This is a genomic window from Oceanobacillus phoenicis (genome assembly GCF_047238145.1).
Classification (GTDB): domain Bacteria; phylum Bacillota; class Bacilli; order Bacillales; family Amphibacillaceae; genus Oceanobacillus.
The window spans coordinates 2,678,562-2,699,273 of record NZ_JBDFME010000001.1 but is presented as its reverse complement, the minus strand read 5'-3'; the positions used below and the strand labels follow the sequence as shown (position 1 = coordinate 2,699,273).

Sequence of the window (20,712 nt, the reverse complement as noted above, 5' to 3'; positions counted from 1 at the left end):
TTTTAGAAACACCTAATTTCTTCTCTGTAATCATCAATTGCTTTCTTTAATTGTGGAAATCGATCACTAGAAAATTGTTCGGTAAGAGCTTTTGCTAATTCAAATGCTACTACATGTTCCATCACTACTGATGCCGCAGGAACAGCACATGCATCTGATCGTTCTACAGTTGCCTTAAAAGGTTCTTTTGTTTCGATATCGACACTTGTTAGTGGTCTTTTCATGAGTGTTGGGATTGGCTTCATGACTCCTCGTACAATAATTGGCATCCCGGTAGTCATACCACCTTCAAAGCCACCTAATCTATTCGTAGTACGGTAGTATCCACGTGTTTCATCCCACGCTATTTCATCATGAACTTCACTGCCATTTCGTTTCGCTGCCTCAAACCCGATTCCGAATTCGACACCCTTAAACGCATTAATACTAACGACACTTCCTGCTAATCTACTATCTAACTTTCGATCATAGTGAACGTAAGATCCAACTCCTGCGGGCATACCTTCAACAAATACTTCACAGACACCACCAATAGAATCTCCTTCTTTTTTAGCTTGATCAATAGCATTTGTCATTTGTTCCTCAACAGTAGCATCAAGAACCATTACTGGTGAATGATTTGCCTTATCTGCTCGCTCTTGTGCATTTAAGTCTGGTAGATCACTAGCCTCAATACCTGCTATCTCTTTTACATAGCCGGTCACTTCAATTCCAAGTTCTTTTAAGAGTATTTTAGCAACAGCACCAGCGGCAACACGCGCAGCTGTTTCTCTTGCAGAAGAACGTTCTAATACATTCCTCATATCTCTGTGCCCATATTTAAGCGCACCGTTTAAATCTGCATGTCCAGGTCTTGGTTTGGTAACTACTCGACGCATTTTTGCTGGATCTTCCATTGGTTCTTCGCCCATAATATCAGTCCAATGTTTAAAATCATCGTTGCGTATTACTAGTGAAATTGGAGATCCTAATGTATAGCCATGACGAACACCACTAACAATATCTACGGTATCTTTTTCTATTTGCATTCGCTTCCCTCTACCGTGTCCTCCTTGTCTTCTGCGTAAAGAAGCATTAATATCTTCCGCAGTAATCGGTAATTGTGAAGGAAGGCCTTCGATTATCGTTGTTAATTGTTTACCATGAGATTCACCAGATGTTATGTATCGCAATTTACATTCTCCTTCTTAAATAGTTGAAAGTTTTCTAATTACTATATCATAGATAAGAAAAGATAGGGTAGTCTTTAACATGATTTATTTTTAATTTTTTTATGAAGAAATTGATTGTTTCTTCTTATAGAAAAATGTCTCTTCTAGTTCAAAGTCATACTGCTGAGGAGTAAAGATTTGTTCTGTGCTCCCTACAAACAATATTCCATTTGGTGATAGAGCATTACTAAATCCTTGATAGATGTTGTTCTTCGCTTTATCAGTAAAATAGATTAATACATTCCTGCATACAATTAGGTCGACGTTATGAGGATAAACGTCTGCTAATAAATTATGCTGTTTAAAGGTAATATGTTGTTTCAATTCTGGATTAATCGAATATATTGTGCCTGTTATTTCAAAGTATTTATTTTTTAGTCGTTCAGGTAAATCTTTTAGAGACTGTTTTTGATACATTCCTTGTTTTGCGCTTTTTAGAGCATTTTCATCAATATCCGTAGCGATTATTTCAAAGTCTAGTTTTGGAAAATGTTCACGCAATAGAATTGCTAAGCTATAAGGTTCTTCTCCAGTAGAGCATGCGGCGCTCCAGATTTTTATTTTTGTTTTTTCGGATACCAAATCAGGAAATATATTTTTTTGTAATACTTCCCATCGTTTAGGGTTGCGATAAAATTCGGAGACATTAATTGTTAATCGATCTGTAAATTCCTTTAACAGTCGCTCATCTTTCATGCAAGCTTGAAGATATTGAATGTAGGAAGTATATCCCCGTTTGTCTCTCAAAGTTGTTATTCTTCGTTTCATCTGTGTTTCTTTATATAAAGCTAAATCCAAACTAAGAGTTTGGTGAACTTTTTCTAAAAAAGTATTATAATCATCCATTCATTTCACTCCGAATCAACAGTATGTATATAAAAACCTCCGTTTACTTTAACGGAGGTGATGTATCAAGCGAAAACAAATTTGTTTCCGCTTTCACTTATTAATAAATCCAATTGTTTGCATGTTTTTCATAGGAAACGATTTCATTTTCTGCGAAGAAAAGAGATATCTCTCTCTCAGCACTTTCTGCTGAATCAGAGCCATGAATAATATTCTTTCCTACACTAATCCCGAAATCACCACGAATTGTACTTGGGTCTGCTTCTAACGGGTTTGTTTTACCCATCATTTTTCGTGCTGTTGCAATTACGTTTTCACCTTCCCAAACCATTGCAAATACTGGTCCAGAAGTAATGAAATCAACTAATTCACCAAAGAAAGGACGATCTTTGTGCTCACTGTAATGCGTTTCAGATAATTGATTAGACACTTGCATCAACTTCGCACCAGCAAGCTTGTACCCCTTTGCTTCAAACCTTTTTACAATTTCACCAATTAAATTCCGTTGAACTCCATCTGGTTTTACCATTAAAAATGTTTTCTCCATAAAAAATCACCCCAACTTATGTATTTAAATATGCAACCTATAAAATAATATCAAATTTTCTTAAAAATAACAATTACTTAGGATCTTCTTTTACCAATATACGTTGCAATGTCTTGGAGTGTTTTTTTTGCACGAGAATCTGGTATTTCATCTAATGCAGATAAAGCTTTTGTTAAATACAAATCGCTTACAGCATAACTTCTTTTAATTGCATCTGTTCTTTTTAATTGCTGAATTAGTATTTTCATATCATTTGTCGTGACATGAGCATCTTTTGTAAATACTTCAAAAAGTGATTGTTTGAAGGTCTTATCTTCCATGGCATATAAAACCGGTAGTGTTATATTACCTTGCAATAAATCATTGCCTGCAGGCTTTCCTAGCTCTTTGGAGGTAGAAGTAAAATCTAATATATCATCAATAATTTGATAGGACATTCCTATGTAATAGCCATATTGGTAAAGCTTACTTGCCTGATAATCATTTAAACCACCGACAATTGCTCCTAGCTTGCAACTACTAGCTATCAATAAAGCAGTTTTCCTTTTTATACGTCGTAGATAATCACGAAAGTTTTGTTCCCAATTAAATTTATATTCAATTTGCTCAATCTCTCCAATGGAAACTTCCACTAACGTTTTTGATAATAATTCATGTACACGCTTGTCGGGTATATCGGTTATTTCTTCTAGTGCTCTAGCTAGAATATAATCTCCCGTATACATAGCGACACGATTGCCATATATGGAGGCTGTTGTCGGTTTTCCTCTTCTTAGTTCTGCTTCATCTATCACATCATCGTGAACGAGAGTAGCCATATGTATTAATTCTAATGTAACTGCAACTTTTCTAATTTTAGAAAGGTCGTAATCCCCCAATTGAGAAGATAACAAAACAAAAACAGGACGAATTCGCTTCCCTCCTGCATGTAATAATTCCATTGATGCATCACGTAACACGGGATGATTTGCCTGTATACTATCCTGCAATGCAGATTCTATACTTTCCATATCCTTCTTTAAAAAGCCATAAATTTTTGGTAGTTTCATGTAAGTCACCTTATTTTACCTTTAACAATTCTACGTTCTTATTGAGATGCTTTAAAGCCCATATGCATTGCAGCAACTCCGCCTGTATAACTTTTCACTTCTACTTGATCGAATCCAGCTTTTAAAAACATTTCTCTTAATTCTTTCTTTCCAGGAAAATCTTTTGCTGATTCTTGTAACCAAGAATATTCTTTATAACTCTTGGCAATCAATTTACCTAATATCGGCATGATAAATTTGAAATAAAAGTAATATGCTTGCCGATAACCAATTAAGGTAGGCTGCGAGGTTTCGATACAGACCACTTTACCACCAGGCTTAACAACTCTATGCATTTCATTTAAAACCGTCATATAATCTGGTACATTACGTAGTCCAAATCCAATTGTAACATAATCAAAACTATTTTCTTCATAAGGTAATTCCATCGCATTACCAGGAATGAGTTCTAGCTGATTTAATTGCATGTCTTGTTTTTTCTGTTTTGCAATTGAGAGCATGTTTTGACTAAAATCAAGACCGATTACTTTACCTGTTTTTCCAACCGCTTCGGCAAGTGAAACGGACCAATCTCCTGTTCCGCAACATACATCCAATGCAGTTTCCCCTGCTTGAACATTCATACGTTTCATTGTATCTTTACGCCAAGCTTTGTGGCGTTGAAAAGATATAACCGAATTCATTGAATCATATTTGGAATATATATTTTCAAAAACATGATGCACACGCTCTTCTTTTGATGATGGTTTCCCCATTAAAACACACTTCCTCTAAAGTCTAGTCGAGATTTTCACATTATCGTTTGGTTGATCTTGAATATAATGAGTAATAAATGCAGTTTGATTTGATAATGTTTGAACAAGATTACTTACATTTTTCCGATAAGTGTTAATCGTTGTTTCTCCAATTACTGAATTATTATACTCTTTCTCTAATTCAAGTCGTTGTAAGATAAGCCAATCTGTAATTAATTCATTTGCAGTATCATCATATAAAAATTGTGTTACATGTACAATTAACATCGAATTAATCTTTTTGGTTACATTTATCCACTCATGTAAGGTGGGAGAATCTTGGTAATATAATGTCATCTTTAATTCGTTAATTTCTCGTATTGCATTTGCTAACGTTTGAATAAATTCTATTTCTCCTACTTCTGACAATAGAAAATAATATAATCCACTATAATAATCGCCAGAAAGCACTTGTAATTGCTTTGACAGTGTTTCTTGTTCTGTTTCGGCAACCTTTTTTATAGGAACAAGATCATGGGTATCCAAGGCGATCTGTACGAGCATTGTTGTAATAATATATCTCTCGCGTTGCATCGGAGACAATGACCTATGTTGTTCAACGAGGAACTGGAGTAAACCCCATTTTGCTTCATCAATTAGTGGTTGTTCTATATGTTTATGAATATATCCATATTTTAAGTTTTCATCTAGAAGCTCTCTATAGCTCTGATTTCTTGTAATAAATGTAGTCAAGAATATCACCTGGACCCTTTCAGCCATTCAATTGCTTTAGCTATTATAGCACATTTCTACATTTATAAAAACGATTGAATATATGTAGCTTCTAAATTCCAATAATTAGAAATTATTCATTTGTCATCTCACCATGGCTCGTTTGTATTAATGCTTTACCTCTTACTTTGATGGCTGAAGTATGTTCGGTAAATTGAGCAATCATCACTTCTCCTTGATCTAATTTTTCGGTATGATGAAAACGAGTATCATGACCTCTTGTTAATCCGATGACATTCACTCCATTCTCCAGAGCTTTTATAATAAAATATTCGGCTTTATCGGTTCGGTCTGTCATTCTATTTCTCCTTTAGCATTTTTTGAATAAAATATTCATGAAAATGAAGAAAAGGGGTACGCTAAAAACGTACCCCTTTGTAGCAGCCCTATGTAAAATTATTATTTTACACTGTCTTTAAGGGCTTTACCTGGTTTGAAAGCTGGAACTTTGCTTGCAGGAATTTCGATTTCTTCTCCTGTTTGCGGATTACGTCCTTTACGAGCAGAACGTTCGCGTACTTCAAAGTTACCAAAACCAATTAACTGTACTTTTTCACCGTTTTTCAGTGAATCCATGACAGATTCAAATACTGCATCTACAGCTTTTGTTGCGTCTTTTTTAGAAAGCTCACTTTTTTCAGCAACAGCATTCACTAAGTCTGTTTTGTTCATGACATTCACCTCCTCCCAGGATGTTCATTTCGACAAATCGACATATTAATGTCGGATTCATTGTCTGCTTACAAGTAAGTCATCCCTTACAAGTGATGACAAGGTTATATTAACTGAGTTTGGAATAAAATTCAACAAAAAGTATCGATTTCTTCAATATTTATTGGGATTTTTACCTATTTTTACCTATATCCGTATAAAATATAGAGTTGTTTTGGTAAATCCCTCCAACTCAGTATACACAAAGCATTGTCATATTTCACTATACATATACGACAAAAATAAAATATTTCCTACCGTTTTTCTAATTTTTATTAAAAAAACACAAAAAAATATAGCAGCTATGTATAAGCTGCTATAAAATAATGGCGATTAATCCACCAGAGCCCTCATTTATAATTCTTTCTAACGTATCTTTTAATTTATATCTTGCGTTTTCAGGCATTAGAGAAATTTTTGCTTGAATTCCCTCTCGAACGATTGAACTTAATGATCTTCCGAATATATCAGACTCCCAAATCGATAGTGGGTCTTCTTCAAAATCTTGCATCAAATACCTTACCAGTTCTTCGCTTTGTTTTTCTGTACCAATAATCGGTGCGAATTCCGACTCTACCTCTACTCGAATCATATGAATCGATGGAGCTACTGCTTTAAGACGGACTCCAAATCGAGACCCTTGTCTAATAATCTCTGGTTCATCTAATTGCATATCCTCTAATGTTGGAGCTGCAATTCCATAACCAGTTTGCTTCACCATTTGCAATGCGCCGGCTACTTGATCATATTCTCGTTTCGCATAGGCAAAATCTTGCATAAGTTCTAGCAAATGATCTTTTCCACGAATCTCTTCTCCTACAATTTCTTTTAATACTTCATCATACAAATAGTCTGGAGCGTGAAGGTCAATTTCTGCTATACCTTCCCCCATTTCCATTCCTGCTAGACTTGCCTGCTCTATATAGTCATAATCTGTAAAGTTACCAACGATATGATCCACATCTCTCAATCGTTTAATATCCTTCACAGTAGTTTGAATAGCATCTTGATAATTTTGACGTAACCAGTGACGTTCGTTTAACACCATTACCCAGCTAGGTAAATTAACATTCACTTCAAGTACTGGGAATTCAAATAATGCTTCTCTTAGTACATTATATACATCATGCTCAGTCATTGATTCAATACTCATTGCCAATACGGGTATATCATGTTTTTCGACTAATTCTTGTCTTAACAACTCTGTTTCTTGACTTTTAGGTTGAGTGGAGTTCACCACCATGATAAATGGTTTACCGACCTCTTTTAATTCTTCTACTACTCTTGTCTCAGCATCTTCATAGTCATGTCTTTCAATTTCGCCAATTGTTCCGTCTGTTGTAACAACAACTCCTATGGTTGAATGTTCTTGAATCACTTTTCGTGTTCCAATTTCTGCTGCATCATGAAATGGTATTGGATCTTCGTACCATGGTGTGTGAATCATTCTTGGACCGTTTTCATCTTCAAATCCTTTGGCACCTTCTACTGCATATCCTACGCAGTCAACAAGTCTTACATTTACATCCAGTCCTTCATCTACCTTTACTTGTACAGCTTGATTCGGTATAAATTTTGGTTCAGTTGTCATAATGGTTTTTCCTGCTGCACTTTGTGGTAATTCATCATGTGCCCGTGCACGATCACTTTCACTTTCAATATTAGGTAATACTACGAGCTCCATAAACTTTTTAATAAAAGTTGACTTACCTGTACGGACTGCTCCAACTATTCCTAAATAGATATCACCGTTAGTCCGTTTTGAAATGTCTTTGAAAATATCCGTTTTTTCCAAAAGATCCCCTCCCGATCTCCGTACTTTAATATTAACCACCCGCAATATATTGACATTATGATTCTATGATGTTGTCCTATTAAAATATGCCTTGTTTGGCAATATTTTTAATATATTTTTCCATACAGGTACATCATCCATATAAAAAACCCTTGCAACAATATATATTGCTACAAGGGTTTTTTTATTCCATCTCATCTAAAAAAATAGCTTGATTATCTTTTACCGTATACGGAACAGAATATGCAGGAACAAACGGGGAGTGGTCAGTTAGTAAGTAACGAATATCGTCACCTTCCGAATACGCATGATTAGATTCTTGTAAAGCGTTGTTTAAGTCATATGAATAATCAACAAAAAGATTACCATCTAGATCCATAATAATTGGCAATTCTTCTTGCGAATAAGGACTAGTTACTGTTGGTGCTTCTTCAAGACCTAATTTATTATAATCAATAGTGTAATACTTGTCCGTGATTTTTTTCCCAAAAGCAGGATAATAATTTTCCTGTCTATAAAAGTCCAATTGAACATTAACACGGCGAATTTCTTCTGTAATTCGTAAATCAATTAACTTTACTGTTGGATCATCTTCGGGATTTAATAAGGTATATTGATATACGCCTCCCTTTTCAAAGGAATTTCCAGGAGGTTCTGATAGATATCCTTTTTCACGAAGTTGACTGAAATCAATTAAATATTTTTCAAATTCAGGAGTATCATTATCCTTTGTTCGAATTGGTACAAGACCATTTTCACCTTCTTTATAACTATTTACGGATTGTTGAACGGTCTGTAATTGCTCCTCATATGGTATTTGGTTCTCGGACTTCTCACTTTGCGGATAAAGACATCCAGTAAGTAAGAAGCTAAGTAAAATAATCGGTATTAACAAATATGTACGGTTCTCCATAATTTAAAACTCCTTATCATTATCGTGTAGGCCCGCTAAATACGACATACAAGATAATAAATCCTCCACTGACTAAACAGATGTAAGCAAGTAATGATACTATCATCTGTACCCAGCCACGAAGTTTACTTCTGCTCCAAACAATCAGTCCCATTGCGAGAATTAATAAAAACATTCCTGCAAATGAAACATACATCATAAACATTGAAATTGACAACGATTTCACCTCAGCTAACTATAAATATCCTCTACATAGGTGTCATTATAACATAATCCATCAATAGCATGAGTGAATTTTACTAATATTATGTGACGGATTAAACATAAGGAATCCCGTGATAAAGGGGGTGACTCTACCACGGGATGACTAAATAAGTTTCCTTAGCAACTCTATCCTTGAATGCTTGTGCGATTTATCTTATGCATATAAATAAGATTTCGTATACTCAATTGCCTATGCTCTGCTATTTTTTGAAAAGTTTATTTAAACTATTCATGTCACTTGGCATATTATTATTTACAATGGATTGTACAATTTTATCTTCTCTTTCTTTTGAAAGGGGTTTATTAGCCATTTGAGCTAGCTGTTTTACTAAATTACGCACGGTTTGTTCATCTTTAAAATTAGCATGCTTTACAGAGTCTGCAACTTTATATACGTCTTCTGGATTAATGTTTGCATTCTTCTGTAATTTATCAAATAGTCCTTTTTGAAAATTATTCACATTTTTTCCTCCTTGCGATTTCATTCACCATATTATATGCAAGGAGGTAATTTTCGTGTTATTCCGAATATCTTTCTCTTAGTAACGCTGCTAAATCATCCATTTCGTCTCGTTTTCCTCTGTTCATTAGTTGTTCCACGACATCTTTTGGGTTTTTATTTTCAAATATGACTTGATATATACCACTTGTAATTGGCATTTCAACGTTTTGATCTTTAGCAAATTGATGAGCTGCTTTTACTGTACGTACACCTTCAACTACCATACCCATCTGCTCTAGTACATCATCAAGCTGGTTACCTTTACCCAATAGATTCCCTGCACGCCAATTTCGACTGTGCACGCTAGTACAAGTAACGATTAAATCTCCGACACCGGATAATCCTAGGAAACTTAACGGATTTGCTCCTAACGATGTACCTAATCGAGCAATTTCAGCCAGTCCTCTTGTAATTAAAGCAGCTTTTGCGTTATCACCATAACCTAAACCATCAGAAATACCTGCTCCTAGTGCAATAATGTTCTTTAATGCGCCCCCTAATTCTATACCTAGAATATCATCGCTTGTATACACACGGAATGAATCACTTGAGAAAAGGTCTTGTGCATGCTTCGCTTTTTCTAGATTAATAGATGAAGTAGTAACTGTAGTCGGATGTCTTAATGCAACTTCTTCAGCATGACTTGGACCAGATAATACAACAACATCTTCGTATCTTATATCCATCTCTTCTTCGATCATTTGAGATACCCTTTTTAAACTAACAGGTTCTATACCTTTTGTCGCATGAATAACCGTTGTTTGTGGTTCAATCCACTTATTCAATTCACTACATACTTCTCGAATCGCTTTCGTTGGGACTACAACCACAACTGCCTCTACCCCAGAAACAGTTTGATGCATATCGTTAAAAGCGCTAATTTCATTTGGAATATCAACATCTAAATATTTATTATTTCGATGAGTGTTAGTAATTGTTTCCGCATGTTCTTTCCGATGTGTCCATAATCGAACTTCATGGCCATTGTCAGCTAATACAATTGCAAGTGCGGTTCCCCAACTTCCAGCACCTAGTACAGCAACTTTTTTCATGTGATCATCTCTCCCTAATTTATTGGCGTCTTCTTGCGAATAATTTTATAGGTGTACCCACAAATCCAAATGCATCACGAATTTTATTCTCTAAAAATCTTTCGTATGAAAAGTGCATTAACTCAGGGTCGTTAACAAATACAACGAAACTTGGAGGTTGCACAGCAACTTGTGTTGCATAGAGAACTTTCAAGCGTTTTCCTTTTAATGTAGGAGTAGGATTCATAGCTATAGCGTCCATGATTACATCATTTAATACATTGGTTGGAATACGCTTCGTATGACTTTCACTAGCTACCTTAATCGCAGGCACTAATGTATGCATACGCTTTTTCGTTTTAGCTGATAAAAATACAACTGGAGCATAGTCTAAATATTGGAAGTGCGCTCGAATATTTTTCTCAAATTCTTTCATTGCTTTTTCATTCGATTCTACCGTATCCCATTTATTCACAACAATAACAATTGCTCTACCTGCATCATGTGCATAACCAGCTATACGCTTATCTTGTTCACGTATACCTGTCTCAGCATCAATTAACACTAAAACAACATCAGAACGTTCGATTGCACGTAAAGCACGTAGTACACTATATTTTTCTGTAGATTCATACACTTTCCCGCGTTTACGCATTCCTGCTGTATCGATAATTACAAAGTCTTGATCATCTCGATGTAACTTCGTATCTATGGCATCGCGAGTTGTTCCTTCTATTTCACTGACAATCACTCGATCTTCATTTAGTAATGCATTTACAAGTGAAGACTTCCCTACATTCGGTCGCCCGATCAAACTGAAATATATCGTATCTTCATCTTTTTCTTCTTCTGCTTCATTTGGAAAATGACCTACGACTTCATCAAGTAAATCACCTAACCCCAGTCCATGTGTTCCTGAGATTGGAAATGGTTGTCCAAAGCCTAATGAATAATATTCATAAATCGTTTCATGCATTTGTGGATTATCCATTTTGTTTACGCCTACAACAATAGGTTTATTGGACTTAAACAATAACTTAGCTACTTCATCATCCGCAGCTGTAATTCCTTCTTTTCCATTCAGTAAAAATACAATAACATCTGCTTCATCAATAGCAATTTCTGCTTGTTGTCTCATTTGGACAAGTAATGGTTCATCTCCTATCTCAATACCACCGGTATCAATGATATTAAAAGTATGATTAAGCCATTCTGCATTCGCGTATATTCGATCCCTTGTTACTCCAGGGATATCTTCTACAATTGAAATTCTTTCTCCTACTAAGCGATTAAAGATGGTTGACTTTCCTACGTTTGGTCTACCAACAATCGCTACTACAGATTTCCTCATCTTTAAGGAACATCCTCTCTCTTTTGTCTATTTGCCTTTATACATTCTAGCAAAATAAGGTAAGATAAACAATTAAATTCTATATTTAGTGTTTTACAATAATGTAGACTTCATCACTTAATCGATGTGCTATACCATCAATTATTGCTTCTAAATTAGCTGCAAACAACTCTAGTTCTTCTCCCTCATCACAAATAAAGATCGGTGCACCGCCTGCTACTTTAGATTGATTAGATGTAATAATCGCTAAGACAGTTTTATCTAATTCCATATTCACGATTTCCTCCTCTTAATTGATTTCGATTCAGATGGCATTCGGACTGCACTTTCTAATACAGGTACAGCACCTATTACTTTTTTTGCCTTTTCTGCATCTTTTACAAGTGGGAGGATAAATACACCTAAGCGCCCATCATCTAAATCTCGTTTAATTAATGGTGTTAATGCAGGTGTACCTGAATCACGAAACACACCCAATGAAACCGATACATCATGCAATATTGCTTGACGTTGCCCAAGGTTAGCTATAGTAGTAACAATATTGATATTCTTTGGTTTTAATATAAAACCCATTCCGTGTTCTAAGATTTCTTCTTGTCTTTCTGGTAAACCGATATTCATAATATAAATATTGTCAACGTATAGTCCTGCCCCATCAAAAGATATCTCCGATTGTTCAATATCCACTATATCCTTCAAAGTAGATCCACTCATAAGACTCAATCCGATTAAAAACGATAGTACCGCTACAACGGATGCAGGAAACCATCCCCAAGCAATATATGCAAGGGTAGTTAAGAATGCAGTAAACATAACTAGATAATTCCTGCTTTCAAATGAAATTGCTATCCCTTCAATATATGTATTGCCTCTTGATACCAGTTCAAACCCATCTAATTCCGTTAGAGTATTTCTTTCCATATTTCGAACATCTCTAAATTGTGTGGCTGCAACTGTCAAAAATGTGACGGCTGTAAATTCCATTTCAAGTAGTGCAGGAATTGCTAGAGCTCCTAAAGAAGCAGCAATAAATCCTAGTGATAAATGTATAATACGTCCATGTAAGTATGTTGGATATTGACGGTAATCTGACCGTAGTGTTAGCATTCTTGCAATAGTGCCAGTTACTACTCCGAAAAGTATTGCATTTAAATATGCTTCTATTTCCATGAAAGCCACCTCATCTTTAAAAACTGTATCTGTTAGTATGGCTTATTTTATAAATATTAGTACCTGGAAACAAAAGCTGAATTTTTTATAATAATAATGTATGTAAACAATAAAATGCCAAAGAATATAATTTCTTCCTTGGCATTTTATAGTAAGTTGATTTATTTATATTTATCGAGTTTATCTCCAATAAAATCTCCTAGTTGAAAACCAGATTGGTCGTCATCTTTCTCATATTGTTTAAATTCTTTAGCCTCTTGTTCTTCTTCTAATTCTTTTATGCTTAAGCTGATTCGTTGATCATCTTCACTAACATCTAGTACTTTCACTTGAACAGTTTGTCCTATTTCAAGAACTTCTTGCGGTGTTCCAATATGACGGTTGGCGATTTGAGAAATGTGTACTAATCCTTCTACACCAGGAAGTAACTCAACAAATGCACCGAAACTTACTAAACGTTTCACTGTACCTTCAATTGTAGATCCAGCTTTAAATTGTTCCTCAACATTAGCCCACGGTCCCGGTAATGTGTTTTTATGAGATAAAGAGATTCGTTCATTATCTAAATCAACAGATAATACTTCTACTTTAATTTTGTCTCCTTCAGAAACAACGTCAGAAGTTTTTTCTACATGTTCATGTGCAAGTTGAGAAATATGAACTAAACCGTCTACTCCACCAAGGTCAACAAATGCACCGAAATTTGTAATACGTTGAACTGTCCCTTCGATAACTTGTCCAGGTTCAAGTGATTGAAGCACATCATTCTTTCTTGCTTTTTCCTCATCTTCTACAATGGCACGATGGGATAAAATCACACGATTTTGTGAACGATCTAAGTCTGCGATTTTTACTTTCAAAGACTTATTCAGATAGTCACTGAAGTCTTCCACATAATAGGTTTCTACTAATGATGCAGGTATAAACCCACGAACACCTACGTCTACAACTAACCCACCTTTTACAACTTCTTTTACAGTGGTATCGAATGCTTCACCGGAGTTATATTTTTGTTCCAATTCTTCCCAGGCAGTTTCTGAATCGACTGCTCTTTTTGATAGAATAACTTCATCATCTTCTATCTTTTTTACTTTTAATGTAACTGTGTCCCCTTCTGCTAGCACATCTGTTGTTGCTTCAACGTGCATACTAGACAATTCGCCAATCGGTAGAATACCTTCTGTTTTATAACCGATATCTACAAGAACTTGCTTATCTTCTAATTTTACGACAGTTCCTGTTACTGTACTTCCAACTTCCAATGTTTGTAGATCTTTACTTTCTTCACTCATTTCCATAGCCTCCTAGGTACACTTCAACTATCCATTTATAAGGGAATAGTAAGAAAGATAAATTCTAGTTTCTATTTATAACTTCTAATAATTACAATTATTTGTCAAGTAAAGACAATTAATTTTTGTGAATATCATACAAATTTCTGATTTCTCCCATAATTGCTTCTGACATATCTTTTGCCGAAGCTTTTTGTTCACGGTAGGAATTTACATCCATCGGTTTTCCGTATGCTACTGTTGTTTTAGAAAAAGGTTTATATTCACCAATTATTACACAGGGAACGACTACAGCCTCTGAACGTAAAGCAAAGAATCCAACACCTGATAATGGTTTTCCTAATTCTCCGGTTTTACTTCTCGTACCTTCTGGAAATAGGCCTAATGTATGTCCTTCTTCAAGAATCTTAAGTCCGTTACGCAGTGCGTTGCGATCTGCAAGACCTCTACGAACTGGAAAGGCCTTTATCCCTATTAACAGTTTTCCTAAAAATGGTTTTTCAAAAAGCTCACCTTTTGCCATAAACGATATATCACGACTGGAGGTGATACCTACAACAGGTGGGTCAAAGTTAGATATGTGATTTGAACAAATAATAACAGGACCAGACTTAGGTATGTTGTCTTTGCCAATCACTTTAATGCGATAAAGCGGGTAAAAAATGATTGCTATAACAAATCTAGCAAATTTATAAAGCATCCTTCTCCCCCCTCTAGACACCCTTACTATTTTGGGTACTATATTTAAAAATCTCTTGTAAGATTTGATCTTTTACTTCTGTAATTGATAGTGATGTTGTATCAACTTCTATTGCGTCATCTGCTTTGATTAATGGAGATACTTCACGATTTGAATCTATTTCATCTCGATCACTAATTTCTTTTTTTAATGTCTGAATGTCCGAAGGTATACCCTTTCTAATATTCTCTTCATGACGTCTCTTTGCTCGTTCTTCAACGGATGCAATTAAAAAGATTTTCACTTCTGCATCTGGTAATACATGTGTACCAATATCTCTACCGTCCATTACGACACTGAGGTTATTTGCAAGCTTTTGCTGTCTAGATACCATCTCTTTACGAATAGATGGGTGTTGTGCAACAAAAGAAACCTTTGAGGTAACGTCAGGATAACGGATTTCTTCAGAGACATCTTTGTTATTTACAAAGACTCGTTGTCCATTTTCAGTCTGTTTTAATTCTATAATTGAATTCATTAATATAGATAAAACTCTCTCTTCATTTTTAGGATCTACATCCTCTTGTAAAGACTGATAGGTTAAAGCACGATACATTGCGCCCGTGTCAACATAAATAAATCCTAATTGATTTGCTATCATTTTTGCTACAGTACTTTTTCCTGCTGCTGCGGGTCCGTCAATAGCTACTGTGATTGTTTGTTCCATTCTTGTTCAACTCCTACAATAAAAAACTTGGCTTGTGCCAAGTTCTCTTTCTTCATGATTATCATAACATATTCTATTTTTTATGGTCGAATTAATTTCTCTCTTTCAACCTTTTTTCACGTTCTTTATCAAAACAATAGCGAATTATCTCTTGTCGATCTTTTTGAGTGATGGAATGAAATTGCAATGATACGACATTCATTCTAATATTAAGTTCACGAATAGAAACAACTTCTGCTTGAGCGTATGCATAATGAATTTTATTTTGAGATTTTCGTTCAAGAGGCAACCATATGTCAACCATCATAGTAAGCGAAAGGTCTATTACTGTTGGAGCTAAGATAGCAACACCACCCCCACTAATATCTATTGTGGTCGTGGTAAAAGGTTCAAATTGTTGAAGAACACTATGAACTGCAACATCAACAGAAGCATCTACACGCACATACTCACGTCGTTGAATTCTCTTCCATTGCTCTTCATCAGGCTTCGTTATGTATAGAGATGGGATTTTCGCCTTTTTTCTAGATGTAATTTTTGTTGGAAAACGATAAATCGCGTCATCTTCCCCTATATATACAGCAGAAAAATATGTACCTACATTAAAGAATGTGGTTTTCAATGTTTCTTTGTGTACAGGATAATTTATAATATAGCTATCTTCCGTTTCATCAATTATCGTACACAGATAGATATCTGTTTTGTTTTTCTCATGATTTTTAACTTCCAATTGAATTTTAATTCCGATGTCTAGCATAAAGTACCCCCATTACGATAATAAAATCATACTTTATACTTATTATGACAAAATATTTAAAAAAGGGGAAGGCTTTTTCACCTTCCCTTATAAAACAGAATTATAATTTACTTCCTTACCATCTAGTTTCTCCACGAGTTCTTCTTGACCATTTTCTGCATTTATGAAAATTCGGTAGGTTTCATCATCCATAACACCCAAAAATTCATAAGTTAAGATCTCATCACCAGCATCATTATCAATAACTGCTAAGTGACTTTCTTGAATATCAACAGAACTATTGACATTATCTATTGCTTCATCTTCTGAAATTTTTGGATCCGGTATGTCTCTATCCGTGTGATTCATAAAATAACTGTCGGTGGTAAGACCAAGTAGATCTCCATTATCTAATCCAACTTTAACCTCAACAGCATCCGAATATACTCGAACACCATTATCATTATATAAGAATGAATATACACCTATATGGTCGTATTCACTACTCTGGAATAAAGTCATGTCTTCAAGTCCAAACGACTTTAAATATTCATTTGCTTTATCTGAACCTTCATTTAAACTGACTTGTTTTTCTCCCATTTCTCGACTTACTAATAAACTTAAAGGGTGTCCTCCCTTTATTGCCATATCCATATACCCGTGTTCTTCGTCTTTAGTATAGGAAATACTATATAATGGTGTATCAGCACCTTCTCCACTCTCGGAAATCGTAAGTAAGTCTTTATCTTTAATTTCAAATATTTCCATAGCTCTTTGTAATGCTTCGTTTTCTGTGACTTCTGATCCTGTCAAATTTTTATAAGAGTGGTCTTGCGTTTTTGTACTTATCGTTGAATTCTCTGGGGAACCTTCTCCAAATCCTTCTACCGATTTCTCTACAGTTTGAAAGCCATTAACGATTGTATTATCTTGTTGTGAGTTCTCATCTGAAAGCGCAAGTTGAACATCCATCCAGCTTAATCCTTCATCTAATGCAACATGTTGAACTTGTCTTAATTCATCTTTAATTTGTCCAGATTGAGCATAATAGTCTTTTAATTTCTGGGTTTCTTCTTCTGTTAATGGATCATCATCTAAGTTTCGTACTGCTGTTTGATAAGTGAATTCTCCAATATCTGATAAAAACTGTTCTGTTTTATGAAAAGGTAATAACCCTAAAGGTAATTGACCTACATTCGAATGTGCTTGAGACGTTAATCTCCAAATATCAACGAATTGTGGAGATAACCGTTCTTTCGAATTCATCGCTAATGCAGTTCCAATCTCATCATTTAATAAATCCATGTAATAAGTTAACTCATGAAATGAACGTTGGTATTCATTTTCTGCTTGTACTTTTATTTCATTTTTTTCACTATATTCGTTATAACCCCATACCGCTGTTCCAATTACTGCTACACTAAGTACACCTATAGCGATCCAGCGAAACATAATTTTCACACCTTCCTATTTACAAAATATATGTTTTCCAATTTGTTTGATCTGAGGCCTCGTCCAAATCCAACCAGAAGTTGCGGTATCAGGATTAAAATAGTAAAGGGCATTTCCTGAAGGATCCCAACCATTAATAGCATCTAAAACTGCTTCTTGAGCTCTTTCATTCGGTTCTAACCAAATCTGCCCATCAGCTACTGCTGTAAAAGCGCGTGGTTCAAAAATAACACCTGATACTGTATCTGGAAACAACGCACTATTTAATCGATTAAGAATAACAGCCGCAACAGCAACTTGCCCTTCATACGGTTCACCCCTGGCCTCACCGTATACCGCATTTGCCATTAATTGAATATCATTTTGAGAATAACCTTGTGGAACGTTTACAGCAGTAGTTCCACCATTACTCTCACCTGTATTTCCACCACCAGAATTACTTTGGCCATCTGTATTCCTATCTCCACCACCATAGTGAGTAAATTGATTTCCATTGTTTATTTGTTCATTAACATATTCTTTATCGTAATTACTGGCTTGCACTAATTTATCCTTCGTTGTTTGGCCTGCCAATCCATCTATTTCCATGCCAAATTCATATTGGAAATTACGTAAGGCCCAATACGTTCCCCAACCAAAGACACCATCAATTTTACCGTTATAAAACCCTAAATATTGTAGCCTTGCTTGTAACTCAATAACATCATCTCCAACCGCACCTTGTTGGATTACTTGATCACTAAATGCATAGGTTTTTGTATTGTCTGTTTGTACAAAACATATAGAGATACTACTACAAACAACAAGAAATAACATGATTGCCTTATATGTTTGATGCATTTTTATTTCCTCCGTTCCTTGTTATAGGATGCATCACTATTTTTTGTGTTATTTTCCTTTTTATTCATTCAGATAAGAAATATTAATTAAAACTTCATTCAGTGTGGATATATACTGCCCGTTACAAGGTAAATAAAAAACTACTTAACAGTCAACGGTATGACTTGCTAAGTAGTTATTTTAAATCAGTTAGAGTATTTTCATTAGCACGTTTTAACCGGTATAACGCAAATATCCATAATAAAATCATAAACGGAGTCAAAATTAAAATAAAGCTACTAAATCCTTTTAAAATAAAATTATATACTCCATGTAGAAGAAAAGGTATTAGAAAAGCTAGTGTGAGGTTTCTTTTTTTGTAATCTGGATATGTTTTTGCTTTTCCTAAATAATATCCCATAATTATTCCAAATAACGCATGAGAAGATACTGGGAATAAAGCTCGCAGGAACGCATATTCAATTCCATTAGTAATTAGATAAAAGATATTCTCAATAGAAGCAAAACCTAAACTAATTGAACTGGCATAAACAATTCCATCATAATGATTATCAAATTCTTCATGTTGATATATAACAAACATAAATAAAAACCATTTAAAAAACTCTTCAAGTAATGCAATCTGAAAAAAAGATTCGACAAAGATGGAATTGTATTCAATTTCACTAGATATTGCATATTGGATAAACATAATTGGTAGCACAAGCAAAGCACCTAATATAAACATTCGTATAATTAACCAGATTGGTTCAGTTATTTTATCTTTCAAATAAATATACGATAGTAAAGCTATAGCAGGGGCGATACCAACTGATAATATCGACAACATAAATATACCTCTTCTCTAAAACCCAATTCGTTCACTTTAGCATCTAGTAATTGTTTATTACTTTAATGAATGTATAATGATAACTCAGAAATTGCATTCTTCTTTTTCAAGCTAGCTAAAATCCGATTCCCTAGTAAGAGTTCGTCTGCAATGGAAGCTAAACGTAGTAACATTCAGCTTCTATACAAAATATCATCTTATTATGAAATTGATTCACTTACATAAAAAAGCATTCAAATTTAGAATGGATGAAAAAGGGTCTGTAAAGGTTGTTCACTAGCAAGTCCGACCATAAGCTTGATTCGCGCTTTTTTACTATCATAATCTTTTCCTAAAATAACACCATTCTGTAATAAATCATACGTACTTCCAGCATAATCATAGGTTGGATAAACTTCTCCTTCTACAGCTGTCGTTGTAATAACTACAGCAATCCCTTCTTCAATACAATGTTTAATTTCATCCATCATCGATGGGGATACTTGTCCTCTCCCAACACCTTCAATTACAATTCCATCAACTTGATTCTCGCGTGCTGCTTTAATATATTTACCGTCAGCATTCATATACACTTTGATAATATCTACTTCAGGTAAAGCTTTTTGTAGCTGATAATAATCTTTGTAAGTAGGCTTTTGGAATACGCGTACTTGATTATTATCGATAATTCCTAAATAACCATATCCAAACGCATTAAATCCTTGAATATTTGAAGCGTGTTCTTTACGAACATAACGTGAATGGAAAATTCGTTCATTAAATACTACTGTAACTCCAACTTCATTTAATTCTTCACTACAAGCGGTTAGGACTGCATTTTTTATATTGATATATGAATCAGTACCAACTTCAAGTGGAGACCGTTGTGAACCCGTAAAAACAATTGGAATATGATAATCTGTGATCAAATTCATAAAGTACGATGATTCTTCTAATGTGTCAGTTCCTTGAGTAATGACTATTCCATCAAAGGTATTACTTAACAAAAGTTCATCCAATTTCGATTTTAATACTAACAAATCTTGAAATGTTAAGTGTATGCTTGCTTTTTGAAATATAGAATGAACAACTACCTTAATCCCGTTAGGAATATCACATTGTTCTAGTAATTCTTCTCCTGTCAATACACCTGATTCTAATTTATCACTGTCTGGTTTTTTTTCACTTGCTATGGTACCGCCAGTAGCCAATAATAAGATTCTTTTAGTCATTGTTAACCCTTCTTTGTATGTAATTATTTC

The 20,712-nt window shown here is 34.7% G+C and carries 24 protein-coding genes; all 24 read right to left on the bottom strand.

Annotated elements, in window-relative coordinates; genetic code table 11:
* Positions 1-2 precede the first annotated feature (2 nt).
* Positions 3-1,172 carry a chorismate synthase gene (gene aroC, locus ABC346_RS13460; RefSeq protein ID WP_413235328.1) on the bottom strand — a complete coding sequence of 390 codons (1,170 nt, stop codon included), beginning with the start codon at positions 1,170-1,172 and terminating at the stop codon, positions 3-5.
* 99 nt (positions 1,173-1,271) lie between these two features.
* Complete coding sequence (locus tag ABC346_RS13455; RefSeq protein WP_413235327.1) at positions 1,272-2,057, bottom strand: CheR family methyltransferase; 786 nt, start codon at positions 2,055-2,057, stop codon at positions 1,272-1,274.
* Positions 2,058-2,157: 100 nt separating this feature from the next.
* Positions 2,158-2,604, bottom strand: coding sequence for a nucleoside-diphosphate kinase (ndk, locus tag ABC346_RS13450; protein ID WP_413235326.1), 447 nt, complete (start codon positions 2,602-2,604; stop codon positions 2,158-2,160).
* A 77-nt stretch (positions 2,605-2,681) separates the two neighbouring features.
* Complete coding sequence (hepT, locus tag ABC346_RS13445; protein WP_413235325.1) at positions 2,682-3,653, bottom strand: heptaprenyl diphosphate synthase component II; 972 nt, start codon at positions 3,651-3,653, stop codon at positions 2,682-2,684.
* A 38-nt stretch (positions 3,654-3,691) separates the two neighbouring features.
* Positions 3,692-4,408: a demethylmenaquinone methyltransferase gene (gene menG, locus ABC346_RS13440; RefSeq protein ID WP_413235324.1), complete on the bottom strand. Its 717-nt coding sequence runs from the start codon at positions 4,406-4,408 to the stop codon at positions 3,692-3,694.
* A gap of 15 nt (positions 4,409-4,423) precedes the next feature.
* Entirely contained in the window at positions 4,424-5,149 is a 726-nt protein-coding gene (locus ABC346_RS13435; RefSeq protein ID WP_413235323.1) for a heptaprenyl diphosphate synthase component 1, read from the bottom strand.
* A gap of 103 nt (positions 5,150-5,252) precedes the next feature.
* The gene (gene mtrB / locus ABC346_RS13430) at positions 5,253-5,477 is read right to left on the bottom strand and encodes a trp RNA-binding attenuation protein MtrB (RefSeq protein ID WP_413235322.1); all 225 of its coding nucleotides are present in this window, start codon (positions 5,475-5,477) and stop codon (positions 5,253-5,255) included.
* Positions 5,478-5,578: 101 nt separating this feature from the next.
* On the bottom strand, positions 5,579-5,851 hold the full coding sequence (locus ABC346_RS13425; protein WP_010650679.1) for an HU family DNA-binding protein: 273 nt from the start codon (positions 5,849-5,851) through the stop codon (positions 5,579-5,581).
* 355 nt (positions 5,852-6,206) lie between these two features.
* Positions 6,207-7,685, bottom strand: a complete 1,479-nt coding sequence (gene spoIVA / locus ABC346_RS13420) for a stage IV sporulation protein A (protein ID WP_413235321.1) — start codon at positions 7,683-7,685, stop codon at positions 6,207-6,209.
* Positions 7,686-7,869: 184 nt separating this feature from the next.
* Positions 7,870-8,598: a hypothetical protein gene (locus ABC346_RS13415; RefSeq protein WP_413235320.1), complete on the bottom strand. Its 729-nt coding sequence runs from the start codon at positions 8,596-8,598 to the stop codon at positions 7,870-7,872.
* 19 nt (positions 8,599-8,617) lie between these two features.
* Positions 8,618-8,824 (bottom strand): DUF2768 domain-containing protein, encoded by a 207-nt coding sequence (locus tag ABC346_RS13410; RefSeq protein WP_413235319.1) that lies wholly within the window; start codon positions 8,822-8,824, stop codon positions 8,618-8,620.
* A gap of 238 nt (positions 8,825-9,062) precedes the next feature.
* Positions 9,063-9,323, bottom strand: coding sequence for a stage VI sporulation protein F (locus ABC346_RS13405; protein ID WP_011066193.1), 261 nt, complete (start codon positions 9,321-9,323; stop codon positions 9,063-9,065).
* Positions 9,324-9,381: 58 nt separating this feature from the next.
* On the bottom strand, positions 9,382-10,416 hold the full coding sequence (locus tag ABC346_RS13400) for an NAD(P)H-dependent glycerol-3-phosphate dehydrogenase (RefSeq protein ID WP_413235318.1): 1,035 nt from the start codon (positions 10,414-10,416) through the stop codon (positions 9,382-9,384).
* A gap of 19 nt (positions 10,417-10,435) precedes the next feature.
* The gene (der, locus tag ABC346_RS13395; protein WP_413235317.1) at positions 10,436-11,746 is read right to left on the bottom strand and encodes a ribosome biogenesis GTPase Der; all 1,311 of its coding nucleotides are present in this window, start codon (positions 11,744-11,746) and stop codon (positions 10,436-10,438) included.
* A gap of 85 nt (positions 11,747-11,831) precedes the next feature.
* A complete protein-coding gene (locus ABC346_RS13390; RefSeq protein ID WP_413235316.1) occupies positions 11,832-12,017 on the bottom strand; it encodes a capping complex subunit for YIEGIA in 186 nt (61 codons plus the stop codon).
* A gap of 2 nt (positions 12,018-12,019) precedes the next feature.
* Entirely contained in the window at positions 12,020-12,916 is an 897-nt protein-coding gene (locus tag ABC346_RS13385) for a YIEGIA family protein (RefSeq protein WP_413235315.1), read from the bottom strand.
* 161 nt (positions 12,917-13,077) lie between these two features.
* Positions 13,078-14,208, bottom strand: a complete 1,131-nt coding sequence (rpsA, locus tag ABC346_RS13380; protein WP_413235314.1) for a 30S ribosomal protein S1 — start codon at positions 14,206-14,208, stop codon at positions 13,078-13,080.
* Positions 14,209-14,326: 118 nt separating this feature from the next.
* Complete coding sequence (locus tag ABC346_RS13375; protein ID WP_413235313.1) at positions 14,327-14,908, bottom strand: lysophospholipid acyltransferase family protein; 582 nt, start codon at positions 14,906-14,908, stop codon at positions 14,327-14,329.
* Between the two features lie 13 nt (positions 14,909-14,921).
* On the bottom strand, positions 14,922-15,614 hold the full coding sequence (cmk, locus tag ABC346_RS13370; RefSeq protein ID WP_413235312.1) for a (d)CMP kinase: 693 nt from the start codon (positions 15,612-15,614) through the stop codon (positions 14,922-14,924).
* Positions 15,615-15,705: 91 nt separating this feature from the next.
* Complete coding sequence (locus tag ABC346_RS13365) at positions 15,706-16,371, bottom strand: flagellar brake protein (protein WP_413235311.1); 666 nt, start codon at positions 16,369-16,371, stop codon at positions 15,706-15,708.
* A gap of 87 nt (positions 16,372-16,458) precedes the next feature.
* Entirely contained in the window at positions 16,459-17,802 is a 1,344-nt protein-coding gene (gene ypeB / locus ABC346_RS13360) for a germination protein YpeB (RefSeq protein ID WP_413235310.1), read from the bottom strand.
* Between the two features lie 15 nt (positions 17,803-17,817).
* Entirely contained in the window at positions 17,818-18,642 is an 825-nt protein-coding gene (sleB, locus tag ABC346_RS13355; RefSeq protein ID WP_413235309.1) for a spore cortex-lytic enzyme, read from the bottom strand.
* A gap of 175 nt (positions 18,643-18,817) precedes the next feature.
* Complete coding sequence (gene prsW, locus ABC346_RS13350) at positions 18,818-19,471, bottom strand: glutamic-type intramembrane protease PrsW (RefSeq protein ID WP_413235308.1); 654 nt, start codon at positions 19,469-19,471, stop codon at positions 18,818-18,820.
* A gap of 239 nt (positions 19,472-19,710) precedes the next feature.
* Positions 19,711-20,682, bottom strand: a complete 972-nt coding sequence (locus tag ABC346_RS13345; protein WP_413235307.1) for an asparaginase — start codon at positions 20,680-20,682, stop codon at positions 19,711-19,713.
* Positions 20,683-20,712 lie beyond the last annotated feature (30 nt).